Below are 17,631 nucleotides of genomic sequence, written 5' to 3'. Positions count from 1 at the left end.
GTTGATTTTTTCACAGTTGATTTTTTCGCAAAGGAGGAAAACCTTGAATATCTTTTTTGATAATCTGGCTGCCTCGATAGCTTGGAGCAACTCCCCCGCAGAGCTGAACACCACGTAGCTGCCCCAACGGAATCGGGGCGGCTACGTGGTGGATTATTTTTTCCTCAGCTTGCGTTGCAGGTAATCCGCACTTTCACTTCGGGATTAATTTTGCTGTCGGTTTTGAAAATCACTTCGCCGCTGCTCATGCCGGCCTTCAACGGCTTTGCGTGGGCAACAACTTTCACCTTTTCCCCTGGCAGAACAACCACGGGTGCGGCCATGTCGAACCGAACAAGCATTTCGGGAGCGTCGGTAAATGTTGGCGGCTGGATGGTGACGGGCGATTCGGCAGTGTTCAGCAACTCAATTTCTGTTGTCCCCTCCTGCCCAGGCTTCACGTCGCTAATTGCGGGGAAGAAATCGGGCGATGCCACAATCTCGCGAACGATAAACGCCTTCAACCGCAGCATCACCGATGGCCGAAGCGAGTCGTTCGACATGATGGTGATGGTCTTGCTGGTCTCGCCGGCGTGCGTCGGGGTGTTTAGGCTGATATCCAAGGTTGCCGTATCGCCCGGGCGAAGATTTTCCTTGCTTAGCGGGGCGGTGGTGCAGCCGCAGCTTGGCTGAACCTTGCTGATCTTCAGCGTGTCGCCGCCATTGTTGACAATCTGGACCGTTCGTTTTAGCGTACCTGGGGCGGTCTTTCCCCAATCCACCAGCTCCCCCCCAACAATCTCAATTTTGGGTGGCCCGGCAGCTTTAAGGGGTTTTTCCTGGCAACCGCCCAGCAGCGGGAATGCAATGGCGGCAGCAAGAAGAAGAGAAGGAAGGCGCAGTTGCGCAAGCGTTGTTCGCATATCGGTTAGGTTGAAGGTTATGTTGGCAGATAGAGATGCCACGAACTTACGGAATGTCGCGGAAGATGAACGGAGATGACGGAGAAAGGATCGGCGTTCTACTCCCCAATAATTTTCACAAGCACCCGCTTCCGGCGCTGGCCGTCGAACTCGCCGTAGAACACCTCCTCCCACGGTCCCAAATCAAGGTCCCCGTTCGTAATGGCCAGCGTCACCTCGCGCCCCATCACCGTTCGCTTCAGGTGGGCGTGGGCATTATCCTCCCCGGTGTCGTTGTGACGATACTGTTCCAGCGGACCATGCGGAGCCAGCCGTTCCAGCCACGTTTGGAAATCATGCCACAGCCCGCGCTCGTTGTCGTTGACGAAGACGCTGGCGGTGATATGCATGGCGTTCACCAAGCAAAGCCCTTCGCGAATTCCCGATTTCTTCACCGCTTCGCGAACCATGCCGGTAATGCGGACGAACTCAACAGGCTTTGCGGTGTTGAACCACAGTTCTTCTCGGTAGGATTTCATGAGTTGTGAGATGATCGCGATTGAATGCTGAGGCAAGCGGCCAGATCTGGCCCCCACGCCTTGCTGTAAATATACCATCGCATCTTCTCCAAAAAATTTTTCTCAACAATCCACAAAAGTGTTCATCTGAACACTTCGATGTTGTATCTTTGCACCGCATCGAAAGCAACAGCTAACGACTGCATGGACATCATCAATCACAGACCACGCAGGAGAGAGAAACAGCAATGATTGAAACACCACAAATCACCAAAACCACAACCCAACTAACGGCAGTTATCCCGGTGGTGGTCCCACGCAACCAGATTGGTGAAGTTATGGGGCCGGGAATCCACGAACTGCTGGCAACCGTGGCCGAACAAGGGATTGCCCCGGCAGGGGCCGTGTTCACCCACCACCGCAGGCTGGACCCCGAAGTATTTGATTTTGAGATCAGCGTCCCCGTGGCCACGCCCGTTGCCGCAGCAGGGCGTGTGCAGCCCAGCCAGTGGCCGTCCGCAACGGTGGCAAAAACCGTCTATCACGGCCCCTACGAAGGATTGGGCGCAGCATGGGAGGAGTTCGATACTTGGATTGTTGAGCAAGGCCATATCCCCGGGCCAGTGCTGTACGAATCCTACCTTGCCGGACCGCAAGCCAATCCGGACCCAAGCACGTGGCAAACGGAACTGATCCGCCCGTTGGCAACATAAGCTGGCGGCCATGTAGCGAATAGCCCCGGGCGGGCTATTTCCCCCCCCACCTCACAAAAAATCCACACACACAAAGGGGCGAGAAGTGAGATAGGCCAACCACGTTGCAACAACGTGGTTGGCCTACTCTATTTTTGGCGATGGGTGAAGGGCAATTAGTTCGCTTCGCCGCCGTACCTTTGCCGAGATTTCTTACTACCGCTTCCCATGTTTTGCACCACGCGCAGCCAAAACGGGAAGCCGAACAACAATGCGCGTGAAGGAGACCGAAGAATTATGATTGAGCCAACCAACAAACCCACGGTTCATGCCTGCGCTGCTGCAGGAAGCAACGCCGCCGGAGTGGTGACGCGCTCAATCCGCAGTGCCGGATAGCGCGCGGCGATCCCTCTCCGGCGGGTAGATGCGATGCGTTCAAAAACACCATCACAGAAACCCGACACAAGAATCCGAATGAAGGGATCAACAACAGTGAATATCAACAACCAAACAACAAACAACAGCTTAGAAACGCTTGGTTGGAACGACTTCTTCCGAGCAGGATTTCAAGAATTTGACGACGCGGGATTGCAGCCCGCACGGGTGGTGGCCGAACACCGAAACGGATATGCCTTGCTAACCACGCAGGGTGAGTTCCGCGCCGAACTTTCGGGAAGGTTGCGGCACTCCGCTGCGGACCGCTCCCAACTTCCCGCCGTTGGCGATTGGGTTGCGGTGGCAATAGAGCAAGGGGGCGATATGGCGATCATCCACGGGGTGCTGCCGCGCCGCTCGGCCTTCAGCCGGAACGCGGTTGGCGGAAGAACGGAGCAGCAGATTATCGCCGCCAACATTGACGCGCTGGTGATTGTGACGGGGCTGGATAACAACTTCAACGTCCGAAGAATCGAGCGATACCTAACCGCCGCGTGGGATAGCGGGGCAACGCCAATCGTGGTGCTGAACAAAGCCGACCAATGCCCCAACCTTGACGAACGGATCGCCGAGGTTGAAGGGGTGGCGATTGGGACCACCGTCATCGCCATCAGCGCGCTGGAAGGTGTGGGAATCGGGACGTTGCGGGAGCATCTGCGGCCCGGGGTCACAGCGGCGCTGGTTGGCTCGTCGGGGGTTGGGAAATCAACCATCATCAACCAACTGATTGGCCAAGACCGCCAGGCAACCGGAAGCACCAGCCAAAGCGTCGGGAAAGGGAAGCACACAACCACACACCGTGAGCTGATCCCCCTTCCGAACGGCGCAATCCTGATGGATACGCCTGGCATGCGCGAGCTGCAACTGTGGGGCGGAAACGACGATGGAGTAAGCGAGATTTTTGGGGATATCGAGGAGTTGGCGGCCAGCTGCCGATTCAGCGATTGCCGGCACGAAGGGGAACCCGGATGCGCCGTTGGAAATGCCTTGCGCAACGGCCAGCTGAACCCAAGCCGGTTCGAGAACTACCGCAAACTTCAACGTGAGCTTGCCTACCAGAACCGCCGCCAGGACGAAGGGGCGATGCGTGCCGAAAAAGAGCGGTGGAAAAAGCTCTCGAAGCAGTACCGAAACGGGCCACATCGGCCATAACTACAAGCCTCTGCGGCGTAACCGCAGAGGCTTTTTTTTGAGCAGAGGTTGGGGCAAAATCTTTCACCCTACCACGCTGCTGATCTTTTAGGCTTTCATCCGTGCCCCGTTATCTTCCACCGTGAAAATCCAGGCGGCAATTTTTCCGATTGGCATGGTTTGGAACGATTCCCAGTGGTCCATCGGGAAGTTGTTGCGGCTGCTGGTGTCGTCTTCGCGGTGCGCTTCGGTTTCGGCTTGGATTCGCGAAAGGCGATCCTTCCAAGCCGCCATGTTTTCTGTGCGAAGGTCAATCCAGCCGGCGTTCGCCCAATGGTTGGTCTCCTCGGGCGTGACCGGCAGCTCCCACTGGCCACGGAATGGCGGGATTTTTATGCTCTCCCCCCGAAGCAACGTCACTCCATCCCGCATCAAAATTGGAATGCCGATGGAGATGGCGCGGCTGCGGATGTCGGCATTGGCGCGGAGCAAGGCATCGGCCGCCACCGAAAGGGTTTCGGCATCGGTGCCAAGCACGTTGGCAAGCGACCCAGCAACGTGGCCCAGGATATGCGCCTCGAACAACAGCTTCGACAACCGTGGCGGTCCCAACATCTCGAACGCCACCGATGGAACGCCGGTTTCTTCCTCCAACTTTGCCAACCGCTGGACCGCACGGCTTCGCAAATATCCGCCACGATACGTGGGGCCATAGACGGTGGAGTCAAGCGCGGCAATCACGTCGTGGCCGGAGTTCCCCCCTTTCAGCTCGAAGACGGTGGCCTCGGCAATTTCTTCTGGGGTAATCATCTCCATCTGCTGCAGCGATGAAATCGCCTCGAACTCCCCGCGCGAGAAGATTCCGTTTTCGCCGGTGTCAATAAACGGGGCGGACAGGTTGCTTCCGGTTGGCGTGGCCACTCCTTCGGCTTTCAGTTGTAGGCTTCCCTCCAACTTCACCCCCCGCTCCGGCGGGCAATCCACCAGCGGAATTGGCTGCCCTTTGCGAAGCACCTCGCCATGCTGAATCCGTTTCCAAGCAATGGTGGCGGTTGGCTTAATCTCCTTAATCACTGGCCCGTTTGGCGTGCGTGCCATCAGGAACAGCAGCAAGGTTTGCGCGCCGGCAACCGAGCTTTTGCTGAGCAGCACCCGCGACGGGCGTTCTTCCGAGTGGGTGTAGGGGATATTCAGCCCCATCCCCCCCGAGCCGGCCGTGCCGATCTTCACATACATTGCCGTTCCGGCATCCAGCATCGAGCGATAGAGGATTTGGATGTGGCGAATCAGCTGCGGGGTGTACTGTGATGCAATCAGCCGTTCCACCGTTTCTCCATCGTAGCGGCCGTCGGAATCGGCGGCGTTCAGCGTGCCGCGGACGGATCCGTAAATGTCCTGGTAGGCGATTGCCGTTGCGGTGTTGATGCAATCCACCACGGCATCCACGTTGTGGTCGGTAATCAGGCGGTAGAGCGCGGAGTTATGGAGGATGTCGTCGGTAAGCTCATCGAAGATGTCGTGGATCAGGGTCATGCGTGCGGGGCGGTCGGACAGGAGCGATTCGCGGGGGGCGGTGCGCTGCTCAAATCGCCCGAAGATGTTCCCCCACCACGGGACGAACTCCACGCTGGCCCCTTCGGGAACGTCGCGCTGAAGGGCTTGGGCGGCCTCGGTGGCTTCGGCCTCGTGAAGCGAAGTTACCACAAGGCGGGCAGGGCGTTCGGCAAGCAAGCGGCGGCAAACACTTGCCCCAACAAGGCCCCATCCGCCAAGAACAAGAACGGTTTTTCCGGCAATATCCATGCTGATTTTCTGTGACTGCTGTGAATTGGATGAAGGACTGGCGTATGCGCAGCGGGCAAACATAGCGAAGCCGGAACGCACGGCCAATCGGGAAGTCTTGAAGGTTTGTAGGCCGTTTTGAAAATGGCTGGCCAAAGGGCTTGCTCAACATTGGGTTCCGGAGTGATATTGCGGCAGTTACGGCAACAACCGAAGCCATAAACCAAACAGAACCGTTTCAGTCCCAGCCGGGCAACACACTTTTCCTGACCAGATACCCTTATTTCTGATGAACCGAACACGACTTTCCGCGCTTTCCCTTCTCTGCTTTGCAACGCTTGCCACCGCAGCGTTTGCCCAGCTTCCCGTCACCATGGAGTATCAGGGGATCATTGAATTCCCGATCGAGGATGCAAAAACAAACCCGACACCGACGGTGAACTTTGTCTTCAGCATCTGGGACGCACAAACGGGGGGGAAAAAATTATGGGAAGAAGCCCAGCCAAACGCCCAGCTTGCCCCCACCGAAGGGGGGAAATTTATGTTCAGCGTGACGCTGGGAAGCATCGTCCCGATTCCACTGAAGGAGAAACGCCAGTACTGGCTTCAGACGATCATTGATAACGATACCGTTAGCCGGACCGAGATCAAAGCGATTGAGTCCGCAAAAGCAACCGACACCTCCGTTGCTCAGAAATTCGAGAGCCAGTTCGGCTACAGCTTCCTGCTGCCGAACAAAGCCAAATACAACAAACTTGGAAGCGAGGTGCTTCCCGCCGGGGAGACCGAGAAGCAGAACTACATTCTTCCCGGGGGCGCGGGGGCAATCACCATCCGGCATATCAAGGAGTGGCGCATGGTCCCGCGCGATTTCAAGATGATGGATGGGGTCCACTACCACGACCCCGACTCCGTTGGGCGCAATGGGAAGATTTTCAAACGGGTCTATATCCTGAAAGAAAACACGGTGGAGATTGAGATTCTTCTGACAGCAAAAGGGGAAGCGGAATACGGAGCGAAGGTGCAAGCAATCAAAGACAGCTTTGTGCCGATGCCAAACGCCGTGAAGGAACTGGACGCCTGGCGATATGGCCGCAACCCGAAGGACTACGAAAAAGGCCGCTACTTCGACAACAAGGGACCAAGCAGATGAGGGTTCAAAGGGGAAATAGCACCCGCGCAGAAGCTGCCGGCGCGTTGCTGTTGCTGCTGATTGCCGCTGGCTCCGCTTCGGCGCAACCAGCGATTCCCGCGCCGGACCCGATCACCGCCCAACGTTTCGAAAGCCGCAAAGGCTACGTGGCAAGCGTTCCCGCCGAAGCCGTGCTAGACTCCGCCGCAAGCGGATGGAACCCGGCAGAACGATTTGAGCGGAGGGTCTATCGGATTTCGGGCGTGGGGGAGTTCCGGTTCACCGTCACGGTGCGGCCACCAGCAATCCCCGACAGCGCACAAAACAACGGCGGCTACACCTACGTTGACAGCGACTCGGCCACGAAAGGGGGAACGGCGTTTGTGCGGACCTACTACCTTTCGCAACGGAGCGTTCGGATTGAGGTGATCCCGTACGGGATGAAGATGAAGCCCTACCTTGATGCCCGGCTGAAGACCTTCAACTCCTTCCGCTGGCAGCCCGGTGCCGACAGCCCTCGGATAGAAATTGACCCCAGCTTCTACGTGCCGCGCCAGTTCCAAGAACGGAACAACGGAGAGGAATAAGCAACCCAGATAGAAAAGAGCAACGGGGGAGAGATCGCGTGATCTCTCCCCCGTTTGTGATATGCTCAGAACAAAGTGATTTGCAAAAAAAGGAAGGCAATTATGATAGGCAATCGGTATCACCTAATCATTTGTCATCCTCCCGTACCTCCTCCACTTACCCCACCCCCTCCCCCAACCCTTCCTCTGCTGCGCGCAGCACTGCTCCTGATTCAATTAATTCCCGCGCAATCTGAAGGTCGTTGTAGATTATTCGGTCCTCGCTAAGGTGGGGAAGTTGGGACCGGAGAAGCTCATACACCGGCTGCAACCCACGCCCGGTTTTTAGGGGCGCGTGGAAGTCCAGCCCTTGCGCGGCACACAGGTATTCCACGGCCAAGACGCTGGCAAGGTTCCGCACAACTTTCAGCGATTTCTGCGCGGCAATGGAACCCATGGAGTTATGATCTTCCTGGTTTGCCGAGGTCGGGATTGAATCCACCGATGCCGGATGCGCCAGCACCTTGTTCTCGCTTACGATGGAGGCTGCGGTGTATTGCGCAATCATGTAGCCGCTGTTCAGCCCGCCGTTTTCCGTTAGGAAGCGTGGCAGCCGGCTAAGCGCGCCGTTCACCAACCGCTCGGTGCGGCGTTCGGAGACGTTGGCAAGCTCGGCAGCAGCAATCGTCAGGAAGTCCAACGCCAACGCCAGCGGCTGGCCGTGGAAATTCCCCCCTTCGATTGGCTCGCCGTCGTCGGCAAAAATTAGGGGGTTGTCGGTGGCGCTGTTGATCTCTATCTCCATCACCCGATCAACATGGGCGATTGCGTCGCGGCTGGCCCCGTGGATTTGCGGGATGCAGCGGAGTGAGTAGGCATCCTGCACCCGGTCGTCGTCGTAACGGTGCGACTCCCGAACCTCGGATTCAGCCATCAGGTTCCGCAGATTCTGCGCCACAAGAATCTGCCCGGGGTGTGGCCGCGCCCGGTGCAAACGTTCGTCGAAGGCGCGGTCGGTCCCCTTCAAGGCCTCTACCGAAAGGGCCGCAAGAACATCGGCAGTGCGGGCGTAGCGGATTGCTGCGTCCAGGGCAATCGCGCCAAACGCTCCCATCATCTGTGTTCCGTTAATCAACGCCAACCCCTCCTTTGCCCCCAGCCGCAGCGGCTCGATTCCGGCTTGCTCCAGCTCCGGCCCGGCGGGAACAATCGTCCCTTCTTTCCAAACTCTTCCTTCCCCCATTGCCGCCAGCACAAGGTGGGAAAGCTGCACAAGATCGCCCGATGACCCCACCGAACCTTGCGATGGAGCCACCGGAATGATGTTCTTGTTCAGCATATCCACCAGCGTCATCACCGTTGCGCGGCGCACGCCACTGAAGCCTTTTGCCAGCGCGTTAATCCGCAGGGCCATCATTGCCCGCATCACCGGAAGCTCAATCGGGTCGCCGGCCCCCACGGCGTGGCTGCGGATCAGATTCTCCTGCAGCCGCTCCAAATTTTCCCGACTGATCACCACGTTCGCAAACTCGCCAAACCCGGTCGTCACGCCGTAGATCACCCTTCCCCGCTCCACCCAATCTTCAATCACTTGGCGCGAATCATCCATCCGCTTGATCGCTTCCGGCGCAAGCTGAATCTGGATGGATGGATCGAAGGCAAGCTGCGCAACCTGATGAACAGTAAGCGATTGGCCGTCAAGATGGAGAGTAGGCATACGGGAAAAAGCGGAAGTTGATGGATGGATAGATGTTGTTTGTTCGGTTCCAGCGTTTGATTACGGACGGGCAGCGTTAATAATGGCCAAGAAAGAATCGGCCCGAAGCGAGGCCCCGCCAACTAACGCCCCATCAATATCGGGCTGTGCGAACAGCTCGCGCGCGTTTTGCGGGGTGACGCTTCCGCCATAGATGATGGAGACTTCCTGGGCAACCTCTGGGTTGTAGATCGAGGCCAGCAGGTCCCGAATCAGGCGGTGCGCTTCTTGGGCTTGCTCCGGCGTGGCGGTGTTGCCGGTCCCGATTGCCCAAACCGGCTCGTAAGCAATCACGCAGTTGGTGATCCCAAAATCGAAAATCCCTTCCAGCGCTTTGCGGACTTGGCGGCTTAGCACTTCTTTCACCCTTCCCTCTTCGCGCTCGGTGATGGTTTCGCCAACGCAGATAATGGGGGAAAGCCGGGCATCAAGCGCGGCGTTGGCTTTCAGGCAGACCTCGATGTCCGATTCGGCGAACATGGTGCGGCGTTCGGAGTGGCCAACAATCACATACTGGCAACCGACCGAGCGGAGCATCGCGCCGGAAAGCTCGCCCGTGAAGGCACCGCTTGGTTTGTTGTGAAGGTTTTGGCCGCCAATCGCGATGGTGCAATCGGAAAGGCGGTTGCTGAGGTCGTGGAGCAGCACCGCAGGGGGGCACAGCACCACGCGGAAGGTGTCGGTAAGGTCCATCCCCAGCGTCCCCATTTTCACCCCGTCGGCAAGGGCGCGCCCGCCTTCAAGGTCCATGTTCATTTTCCAATTCCCGGCAATAATTGTTTTTCGCATAGCTGTGTTAGGATTGGTTGTTGTTGCAGTTGCTCAGCAGAAGTGTGCAGTTCAGGTTGGATCACTCCGCAATTTTCCATTTTATTCCGCACCCGATTCCAGGTTTTTGGATTTCCGAAACCGGGCGGCCCTCGATAATCGCATCCAGTGCGTCGCGAAGGTCCCGGCCAGTGACGGGGATGTCGTTTCGCGGGCGGGCATCATCCATTTGGCCATGATAGGCCAGCATCAGGTTGGCATCAAAAACATAGAATTCAGGAGTGCAAGCTGCCCCGTAGGCGCGTGCGGTTTCCTGGGTTTCATCGAATAGATATGGGAAGGGATAGCCGACTTCGGCAGCAACCCGCTTCATGGCCTCGGGGGAATCTTCTGGATATTGCTGAACATCGTTGGAGTTAATGCCAAAGAACGCAACCCCGCGTTCCCGATATTCGGTTGCCACCGCAGCAATCTGGTCCTGCACGTGGATGACGTAGGGGCAATGATTGCAGATAAACATCACCACCGTGGCGATTGCAGGTGCGCCCGCACGCAGCGAAATTTCTTCCCCGGAGAGGACATCGGGCAAGCGAAAATCGGGAGCAGAAGTGCCAAGCGGCATCATGGTTGATTGAATCGGCATGATTGAGTTTTTATGTTTTTAGTGTGAGGAATTTTCTGAGAACATCAGGAAGCCACCACGAATTGCACGCCTTCTTGATATTCGCTACCGCCGGAACAGGATGCTTTTGTTTTGGACCTGCCCGTTATCGGTGGTCATCAGGATAACGCCCAGGCTGGGGCTGACCCCAGATTCTTCCCCAATCGCAAATTCATGCACCCCACTCCCCAATTCCCCTGAGTGAAGCGTTGCCACCCGTTCGCCAACAACGTTGAATAATCCCAGATCAACCCGGCTCCCTTTTTCCAGCGTCACCCGGATTGTGGTTTGGCCGGTGGGGGAGGTTATCACGGATATGTGGTTTGTGGATTCGGCTGCTGCGGGAACGCCCAGCGGCAACGGCGGTGCTGGTGGCGGGATAAACCCTTGCGCACGAATCGCGCCGCGGCCGTAGGTCCCAACAAGGAGCGTGCGGGTTTTCCGGTCGAACGAGAAATCCCAGACTTCCACGTTCGGGAAGCCAGGCATTGCCGACCAGTGCTGGCCATTATCGCGGGTGAAAAACAGGCCGAACGAGGTCCCCGCGTACAGCGTCCCCGCGCTGTCGGGATCGGCAAGCAAGCGATTGACCCCGCCGGTTGGGAGCCCTTCCGAGCGGACGGTCCATGTTGCCCCGCTGTTGGTGCTGGCCATCACCCCTTTGTTTTGCCAGCCGCCATCGCCACCAACCCAGATGGTTGCTGGGTTCTGGGGCAAGGCTTCGGGCAATGATAGGATGCTGCGTATCCGCCCGATTGCCCCGAACGACGGGGTGATGTCGAACGATTCCGCGCTATCGCCCCCTTCAACCACGCGGTAAAGTTTCCCCGCGTTTGTTCCCAGATAGACCTGCGGAGCCGCCCCCTCCGTCACCTCAATAGCGGTGAGAACGTCGTACTGGTTTGCCGCAAATTCTCGCGTGGCCACCGGGCGCCAATTCTCGGCGCGGTCGTCGGTGCGGTACAGTTTGTTCGAGCCGATGTACAGGGTTTTGGGATCGTTTGGCGAAATGGCGATTGCCTGCCCGTACCAGTCGGCGCGGTCAGGGTCGGTGAAGCCGCTGTAGAAACCATCCTTGCTGGTGTCGGTTGGCAATCCCTTCATCTTTTTTGCGGACCACCAGTTGAACCCGTCATCGGCGCGGTGCAGGTTGTGGTAAATGTATTCGTGATAAAAGTATCCGGGATTCTCGTAATCGTAGATCGTGCAGAAGCCATCGCCACCAACCACTTTCCACTTGTATTCATCCCCGCTGAACTTATCGTAGCCGTTGTCCTGGCAGCCAACAATCACGGTGTCGGTTCGGGTGGGGTGGATTGCGCAGTTGTAGATCTGCAACGTCACCAAGTCGTTGTCCAGCATCGTCCAGCGGAGGTTATCGTCGCTGTATTCGGAGGTCCGGTAGATGCCCCCGTCGTTTCCGGCAATGAAGGTCCCTTCAAGGTGTGGCGGGAACAGAAAGGCGTGCTGGTCCACATGAAGGTTTTTGTTGACAGTGTCGCCCCCCTGCCACGTCAGCCCGCCATCGGTGGTGCGGTACAGCGAGGTCCCGCCGGCAATCAGAATATCTGGGCTAAGGGGTGAAATCTCGAACACGTCGTACCCACGATGATACCCGTCCCGGTACGGCTGCCCAGCCAGTGTGTCCCAAGTTGCCCCGCTATCCAGCGATTTATAGAACGTCCCTTTCCCGCCGTTGTAGCTGCAATAGGCCACGGATGGATCCGACGGCGCAACCCGCACGTTGATCCGCTCCCAATATCCCACCGTCCGTTCCAGCACCATCTTCCATTGCTCGCCGCCATCGGTGGTGCGGTAGATTCTTCCTTTGCCATTTGTGCTGTTCTGGCCGTACAGAATGTTCTTCGGGTTTGTTTGGTCAATGCTCAGGCTGGTTGCGCGCCCCCCTTTCCGCACAACCGTCCAGGTTTCCCCGGCATCGCCGGAGCGTGCAACCCCACCGTCGGCAGCAAGCCACACGGTGGTTGGGGTGATGGGGTCGAACTTCAGGTCGTAGATGAACCCGATGCCGGAAACCTCGATAACGCTCCAACGTGCGCCGCCATCGCTGGTGCGGTAGATCATCCCTTCGTGGGTTCCGGCAAGCAGAAGCTCGTCATCGTGCGGCGACATGGAGAGGGTGGACATCCTGAGGGATGGAAGGGTGTCGGTCAGCGGGGTCCATGTTCCGCCGGAGTTGGTGGAACGCCACACCCCGCCGCCATCGGCCGCGCTGTACCACAAGGCGGTATCTTTTTTGGCAACGGCCAGCCCTTTCATTCGGCCCGCTTGGTTGCGCGGGCCGATAAACTCCCAGGCCGGAGCCGCAGCAAGAGTTGCGCCATGCTTCCGCTCCATCCGTGCGCGTGCCGATTGCCACGCGGCGCGGATTGTGGCTCCGTTCATTCCGGCTTCGCGCAGGCGTTCTTGATATTCGCGTGCGGCCTTTTGCCCCCTTCGTATTCCTCCAAATCGTAGGTTGGTCCCGCGATTTCTTGGGCACGCAACGGCAGCGCAACGGCGGCAAAAAGCAGCAAGGTGTAGAAGGTACGTTTCATGGAAAACCGAGAGAGCAATGGTTGTTTGATAGGCGACTTGTTGGGAAGCGAAGTTACGGAATAGCCTGCATCGCGGGCGGGGCCGCGCAACCGTTTTTTTGGAGATCACCCCCGCGTTGCGCTGGCATCATCACGGTGCACAATGTGTTGGAAGCCAAGCCCAACTGCGGGAAGCCTTTCGGCAATGCACGTGGGGGCAATCGCTATCTGCGCCAATGCCTCTATCGGCTGCCAGCGGAAGATAAGGCGCACCCCAATCTCATCTTGGAACTCCCCTTCCTCAAGCTCCAACAAGGGAGAATCAGGGGGGAAGGTCATGGAGAAGTACAGCCCAAGTTCGTGGAAGGATCGGTTGTTGTATTCAAAGAAATTTTCAACAAACCAAAGGGGTTCGCCAACCTCCACCGTGGTGTTCAGTTCCTCGATCATTTCGCGCTGCAACGTCTCGGCTGCGGTCTCCCCCATCTCGGCCCGCCCTCCTGGAAGTGTCCAAAAATCATCCCCCGGCCCACGGTGCACCAGCACTTTTCCGTTGTGAATCGCCACCCCAGCAATGCGGTAGTTAAAGAATCGTTGCCCGTCGTCAATGGTAAGCATGGGGCAAGATAACGCCAGAGCAACTGACGGAGAGGAGGAGCAAGAAAAGAGGTAGCCGAAGGTCTTTAGCCTTCGGCGTCATCTTCGGTCTTCGGCAGGCTAAAGACCTGTTATCAATCCCGACGGAGGTCGGCCGCTACCCAACCTCACCCCCAACCCCCTCTCCGTGACTTCCTTCCCGAGCAACGCCAAAGCAACTGACGGAGAGGAGGAGCAAGAAAAGAGGTAGCCGAAGGTCTTTAGCCTTCGGCGTCATCTTCGGTCTTCGGCAGGCTAAAGACCTGTTATCAATCCCGACGGAGGTCGGGGCCGCTACCCAACCTCACCCCCAACCCCCTCTCCGTGACTTCCTTCCCGAGCAACGCCAATGCAACTGACGGAGAGGGGAAGCAAGAAAAGAGGTAGCCGAAGGTCTTTAGCCTTCGGCGTCATCTTCGGTCTTCGGCAGGCTAAAGACCTGTTATCAATCCCGACGGAGGTCGGGGCCGCTACCCAACCTCACCCCCAACCCCCTCTCCGTGACTTCCTTCCCGAGCAACACTAAAGCAACTGACGGAGAGGAGGAGCAAGAAAAGAGGTAGCCGAAGGTCTTTAGCCTTCGGCGTCATCTTCGGTCTTCGGCAGGCCAAAGACCTGTTATCAATCCCGACGGAGGTCGGGGCCGCTACCCAACCTCACCCCCAACCCCCTCTCCGTGACTTTCTTCCCGAGCAACGCCAAAGCAACTGACGGAGAGGGGAAGCAAGAAAAGAGGTAGCCGAAGGTCTTTAGCCTTCGGCGTCATCTTCGGTCTTCGGCAGGCTAAAGACCTGTTATCAATCCCGACGGAGGTCGGGGCCGCTACCCAACCTCACCCCCCAACCCCCTCTCCGTGACTTCCTTCCCGAGCAACGCCAAAGCAACTGACGGAGAGGGGTTCCCCCCAGCATTGGGGGGACGCTTCGTCGCTTGCAGCGAAGCAGGGGGGCGCGGCGGTATCAGCCCGCAACCACCGGTTCCGACAAAACCTCCAATCCAACTTTCAATTCTCCATCCCCGCTCCCTTTCTATCTTTGCGCCCCTATGAACAAAGTTCTGATTGTTGCCTACTACTTCCCCCCTTCTGGCGGGCCGGGGGTTCAGCGGGTGCTGAAGTTCGTGCAGTATCTGCGCCGGTTCAACTGGGAGCCGGTGGTGCTGACGGTCCGCGACGGAAACTTCCCGGCACGGGACGAATCCTTGCTGAACGAAATCCCCGAAGGGGTGAAGGTGATCCGCACCGACATCTTCGAGCCGTACGACCTGTACCGCAAGCTCACGGGGAAAAAGCAAGGCACCGCCATTGACGTAAACACCATCCGAAAAGAAGGGGCGAAGCTCCCGTTTTCCGAGCGGTTGTCGGAGTTTATCCGCGCCACCCTGTTTATCCCCGATGCCAGAATCGGCTGGCTGCGCCACGCGGTTCGGGCGGGGATGGAGGAGATTGAGAAAGGGGAGATCAAGGCCATCTACAGCTCATCGCCGCCGTACACCTGTTCGCTGATTGCGCGGGCGTTGAAGCGAAAAAGCAAGCTCCCCTGGGTGGCGGGATTTCGCGACCCGTGGACGGGGTTTATCACCACGCCGGACCGCTGGGCAATCCCCGCTGCGATTGACCGCCGGTTGGAACGCTCGGTCTTCACCGAGGCCGACGCGGTGGAGGTTGCGTGGCTTGGGATTATGAACGACGTGCTTGGCAAATATCCCGAGCTTCCCCCGGGGAAGTTCCACCACCTTCCCAACGGCTACGACAGTGCCGACATCCCCGAAGTGAGCCCTGCCGAACGGAGCGACCGAAGGTTCACCATCACCTACACCGGCTCGATGTATGGCCGCCGCAATCCCGATGCTTTTTTGAAGGGGGTGGAATCGCTAACCGCCCGCGGAACGATTGACCCCGCAACGTTGCGGCTGCAGTTTATCGGGCGGTTTGGCGAGGAGGTGATGGAGATGTTTCGGGGAAGCAGTTTGGGGGAAGCGATTGAGGTTGTTGGATATATGCCCCACAAGGAGAGCATCCGCCGGCTGCTTCTTTCCGATGCCGTGCTGTTGGTGGTGGATGAGTATGAAGGGAGCGATGAGGTGGTGCCAGGGAAGGTGTATGAGTACATCGGCTCGGGCCGGCCGGTGCTGGCGGTTGCGCCGGAGCGGAGCGCGATTGCGGAGCTTATCGCCGAGACCCGCAGCGGTTTTGTGGCGCATCAATCGAACGTTGCGGGGATTGCTGCGGCCTTCCAGCAGCTTTATCAAGCGTGGTCCTTGGGCCAGGAAGCCACCACCCCAAACCAGCACGCCATTGCCCGCTACGAGCGGAAGAACGTGACAGGCGAATTAGCCGCATTGCTGGAGAAAGTGACACAGTAACCCACCCCTAAAAACGTCCATGGGGCTGGCAGTGTCTGCTGCCAGCCCCATGGTGTTTTGATTCATCGCCACGCCGCGCCCGCTACCGCACAATTGTCATCTTCCCCACCAAACTGGTGCTGCCGGAGCTTAGGCGGTACAGGTATGTTCCGCTGGCGAGGCCATCCCCCGAGAATGGAACGCGGTACTCTCCCGCCTCAAGTTGTTCCTCAATTAGGCGAGCCACTTCAACCCCTTGCTCGTTATCCACCGACAGCCGCACGAAGCTCCGTTCCGGCACGGTGAAGGTGATGGTGGTGGTGGTGGAGAATGGGTTTGGATAGTTGGCGTTCATTGCCCACGGGTTTGGGGTGGTAGGGGCGGTGGGTTTTACCCCGGTGGAGTTGGGTGGGGCGAGTTTTACGATCCAGGCATCGGAAGAACCAGCTGATCCATGGTTGTCGGTGACATCGCCATCATGGGACTGGCTATACCCTGCAACTATATATCCATTGTCGGTGGTCTGCTTGATAGAAATAGCATAATCATCGTGCCTTCCACCAAACAACTGCTGCCACTCGATCATCCCTGTGCTTGTCAGCTTCACGATCAAGTAATCCATACCTTCATGCCATCCAGTGGCATTGCCATCGGTGGACTCGCTAAATCCGGCAACTATGTACCCGCCGTCAGCCGTCTGCTTGATCGAATAAGTCGCCATCAGCGTCACTCCCGCCAAGCGAGCGTTGCCAATCTATCGCTCCCGCACTCGTGAGCTTTATGATCCAAGAATCACCTCCCCCACGATTCCCGCTAACATCGCCATCATTGGACCGACTTGACCCTGCAACGATGTACCCACCGTCGGTGGTCTGTTCAATGGCATTGCCATAATCATGGTTGCTCCCACCAAGTGACTGTTGCCACTCGATCCCCCCCGCGCCCGTTAGCTTCACGATCCATGCATCAGAGTACTCCGCTAATCCATGATGACCAGTACCATCACCATTAGTGGATTGACTTGATCCTGCAATTATATACCCGCCATCGCTGGTCTGTTCGATAGAAGCAGCTCCATCCGTGCCACTTCCACCCAACGACTTCTGCCACTCCATTCCCCCTGTATTTGTCAGCTTCACAATCCATGCATCGGAGGAATCCGTTGCCCCATGATGCCCAATAACATCGCCATCATCGGAACGACTTCTTCCTGCAACTACATACCCGCCGTCCGTGGTTTGCAAGATTGAAGCAGCTTCATCATCGCCGCTCCCACCAAGCGACTTCTCCCACTCGATCGCTCCCCCGCTCGTCAGCTTCACGATCCAGAAATCACGTTCTCCATGGTTTCCGGTAACGTTGCCATCTGCGGACTTACTCCACCCTGCGACGATGTACCCGCCGTCGGTGGTCTGGGAGATGGAAGTAGGATAATCATTATCGCTTCCACCAAGCGACCGTTGCCACTCCATTGCTCCGGCGTTCGTGAGTTTCACGACCCAGTAATCAATGAAGCCACCGAATCCATGATGATCGCTAACATCGCCATCAATGGAGTAACTCAACCCGGCAATGATGTACCCGCCGTCGCTGGTCTGGGAGATGGAAGTAGCTTCATCACCCTTTGTTCCGCCGAGTGAGCGTTGCCACTCGATTGTTGGGGCAATGCTTTGAGCATTGGAAGATTGCCAGAGCAGACAAACGCCGAAGAAAACGGCAATGCTGCTTTTGAAGAAAAGACTGAAAAACTGGTTCATCGCTGTTCTGAAGGTTAGTGAATGGATGTTTATGGT

At 57.6% G+C, this 17,631-nt stretch carries 17 protein-coding genes; 6 read left to right on the top strand and 11 right to left on the bottom strand.

The window, feature by feature from the left end:
- Positions 1-164 precede the first annotated feature (164 nt).
- Both IPM61_13645 and IPM61_13640 read right to left on the bottom strand, forming a co-directional pair.
- Positions 165-902, bottom strand: a complete 738-nt coding sequence (locus IPM61_13645) for a DUF1573 domain-containing protein (protein MBK8912360.1) — start codon at positions 900-902, stop codon at positions 165-167.
- A 98-nt stretch (positions 903-1,000) separates the two neighbouring features.
- Entirely contained in the window at positions 1,001-1,420 is a 420-nt protein-coding gene (locus IPM61_13640) for a YjbQ family protein (protein ID MBK8912359.1), read from the bottom strand.
- Positions 1,421-1,647: 227 nt separating this feature from the next.
- Between IPM61_13640 and IPM61_13635 the strand changes: the two genes are divergently transcribed.
- The 3 genes from IPM61_13635 to rsgA all read left to right on the top strand — a co-directional run bounded on the left by IPM61_13635 (position 1,648) and on the right by rsgA (position 3,678).
- Positions 1,648-2,112 carry a GyrI-like domain-containing protein gene (locus IPM61_13635; protein ID MBK8912358.1) on the top strand — a complete coding sequence of 155 codons (465 nt, stop codon included), beginning with the start codon at positions 1,648-1,650 and terminating at the stop codon, positions 2,110-2,112.
- 207 nt (positions 2,113-2,319) lie between these two features.
- Positions 2,320-2,487 carry a hypothetical protein gene (locus tag IPM61_13630; protein MBK8912357.1) on the top strand — a complete coding sequence of 56 codons (168 nt, stop codon included), beginning with the start codon at positions 2,320-2,322 and terminating at the stop codon, positions 2,485-2,487.
- Between the two features lie 78 nt (positions 2,488-2,565).
- Positions 2,566-3,678, top strand: a complete 1,113-nt coding sequence (gene rsgA / locus IPM61_13625; protein MBK8912356.1) for a ribosome small subunit-dependent GTPase A — start codon at positions 2,566-2,568, stop codon at positions 3,676-3,678.
- Between the two features lie 87 nt (positions 3,679-3,765).
- Here rsgA and IPM61_13620 read toward each other — a convergent pair whose 3' ends face one another.
- A complete protein-coding gene (locus IPM61_13620) occupies positions 3,766-5,460 on the bottom strand; it encodes a short-chain dehydrogenase (GenBank protein ID MBK8912355.1) in 1,695 nt (564 codons plus the stop codon).
- Between the two features lie 268 nt (positions 5,461-5,728).
- On the opposite strand from IPM61_13620, the gene IPM61_13615 reads away from it, so the two are divergent.
- Positions 5,729-6,592, top strand: a complete 864-nt coding sequence (locus tag IPM61_13615) for a hypothetical protein (protein ID MBK8912354.1) — start codon at positions 5,729-5,731, stop codon at positions 6,590-6,592.
- On the top strand, positions 6,589-7,158 hold the full coding sequence (locus IPM61_13610) for a hypothetical protein (GenBank protein ID MBK8912353.1): 570 nt from the start codon (positions 6,589-6,591) through the stop codon (positions 7,156-7,158). The genes IPM61_13615 and IPM61_13610 overlap by 4 nt, the downstream gene beginning before the upstream one ends.
- Before the next feature lie 157 nt (positions 7,159-7,315).
- Here the strand turns inward: IPM61_13610 and hutH are convergent, their stop codons facing one another.
- The 6 genes from hutH to IPM61_13580 form a co-directional block, all read right to left on the bottom strand.
- Entirely contained in the window at positions 7,316-8,854 is a 1,539-nt protein-coding gene (gene hutH / locus IPM61_13605; protein ID MBK8912352.1) for a histidine ammonia-lyase, read from the bottom strand.
- A gap of 60 nt (positions 8,855-8,914) precedes the next feature.
- On the bottom strand, positions 8,915-9,682 hold the full coding sequence (locus IPM61_13600) for a triose-phosphate isomerase (GenBank protein MBK8912351.1): 768 nt from the start codon (positions 9,680-9,682) through the stop codon (positions 8,915-8,917).
- 61 nt (positions 9,683-9,743) lie between these two features.
- Positions 9,744-10,304 (bottom strand): thioredoxin family protein, encoded by a 561-nt coding sequence (locus tag IPM61_13595; GenBank protein ID MBK8912350.1) that lies wholly within the window; start codon positions 10,302-10,304, stop codon positions 9,744-9,746.
- An 84-nt stretch (positions 10,305-10,388) separates the two neighbouring features.
- A complete protein-coding gene (locus IPM61_13590; protein ID MBK8912349.1) occupies positions 10,389-12,728 on the bottom strand; it encodes a hypothetical protein in 2,340 nt (779 codons plus the stop codon).
- Positions 12,725-12,880 carry a hypothetical protein gene (locus IPM61_13585; GenBank protein MBK8912348.1) on the bottom strand — a complete coding sequence of 52 codons (156 nt, stop codon included), beginning with the start codon at positions 12,878-12,880 and terminating at the stop codon, positions 12,725-12,727. Before IPM61_13585 ends, IPM61_13590 begins: the two co-directional genes overlap by 4 nt.
- Positions 12,881-12,985: 105 nt before the next feature.
- Positions 12,986-13,477: an NUDIX hydrolase gene (locus IPM61_13580; GenBank protein ID MBK8912347.1), complete on the bottom strand. Its 492-nt coding sequence runs from the start codon at positions 13,475-13,477 to the stop codon at positions 12,986-12,988.
- 1,062 nt (positions 13,478-14,539) lie between these two features.
- On the opposite strand from IPM61_13580, the gene IPM61_13575 reads away from it, so the two are divergent.
- Positions 14,540-15,859 carry a glycosyltransferase gene (locus IPM61_13575; protein ID MBK8912346.1) on the top strand — a complete coding sequence of 440 codons (1,320 nt, stop codon included), beginning with the start codon at positions 14,540-14,542 and terminating at the stop codon, positions 15,857-15,859.
- An 82-nt stretch (positions 15,860-15,941) separates the two neighbouring features.
- On the opposite strand, the gene IPM61_13570 is transcribed toward IPM61_13575, so the two are convergent.
- Positions 15,942-16,559, bottom strand: coding sequence for a T9SS type A sorting domain-containing protein (locus IPM61_13570; protein ID MBK8912345.1), 618 nt, complete (start codon positions 16,557-16,559; stop codon positions 15,942-15,944).
- The gene (locus IPM61_13565) at positions 16,528-17,595 is read right to left on the bottom strand and encodes a hypothetical protein (protein MBK8912344.1); all 1,068 of its coding nucleotides are present in this window, start codon (positions 17,593-17,595) and stop codon (positions 16,528-16,530) included. The genes IPM61_13570 and IPM61_13565 overlap by 32 nt, the downstream gene beginning before the upstream one ends.
- Between the last annotated feature and the right edge of the window lie 36 nt (positions 17,596-17,631).

The sequence above is a fragment of the Chlorobiota bacterium genome (genome assembly GCA_016710285.1).
GTDB lineage: Bacteria > Bacteroidota > Ignavibacteria > OLB7 > OLB7 > OLB7.
This window is presented reverse-complemented; position numbering and strand designations above follow the sequence as displayed.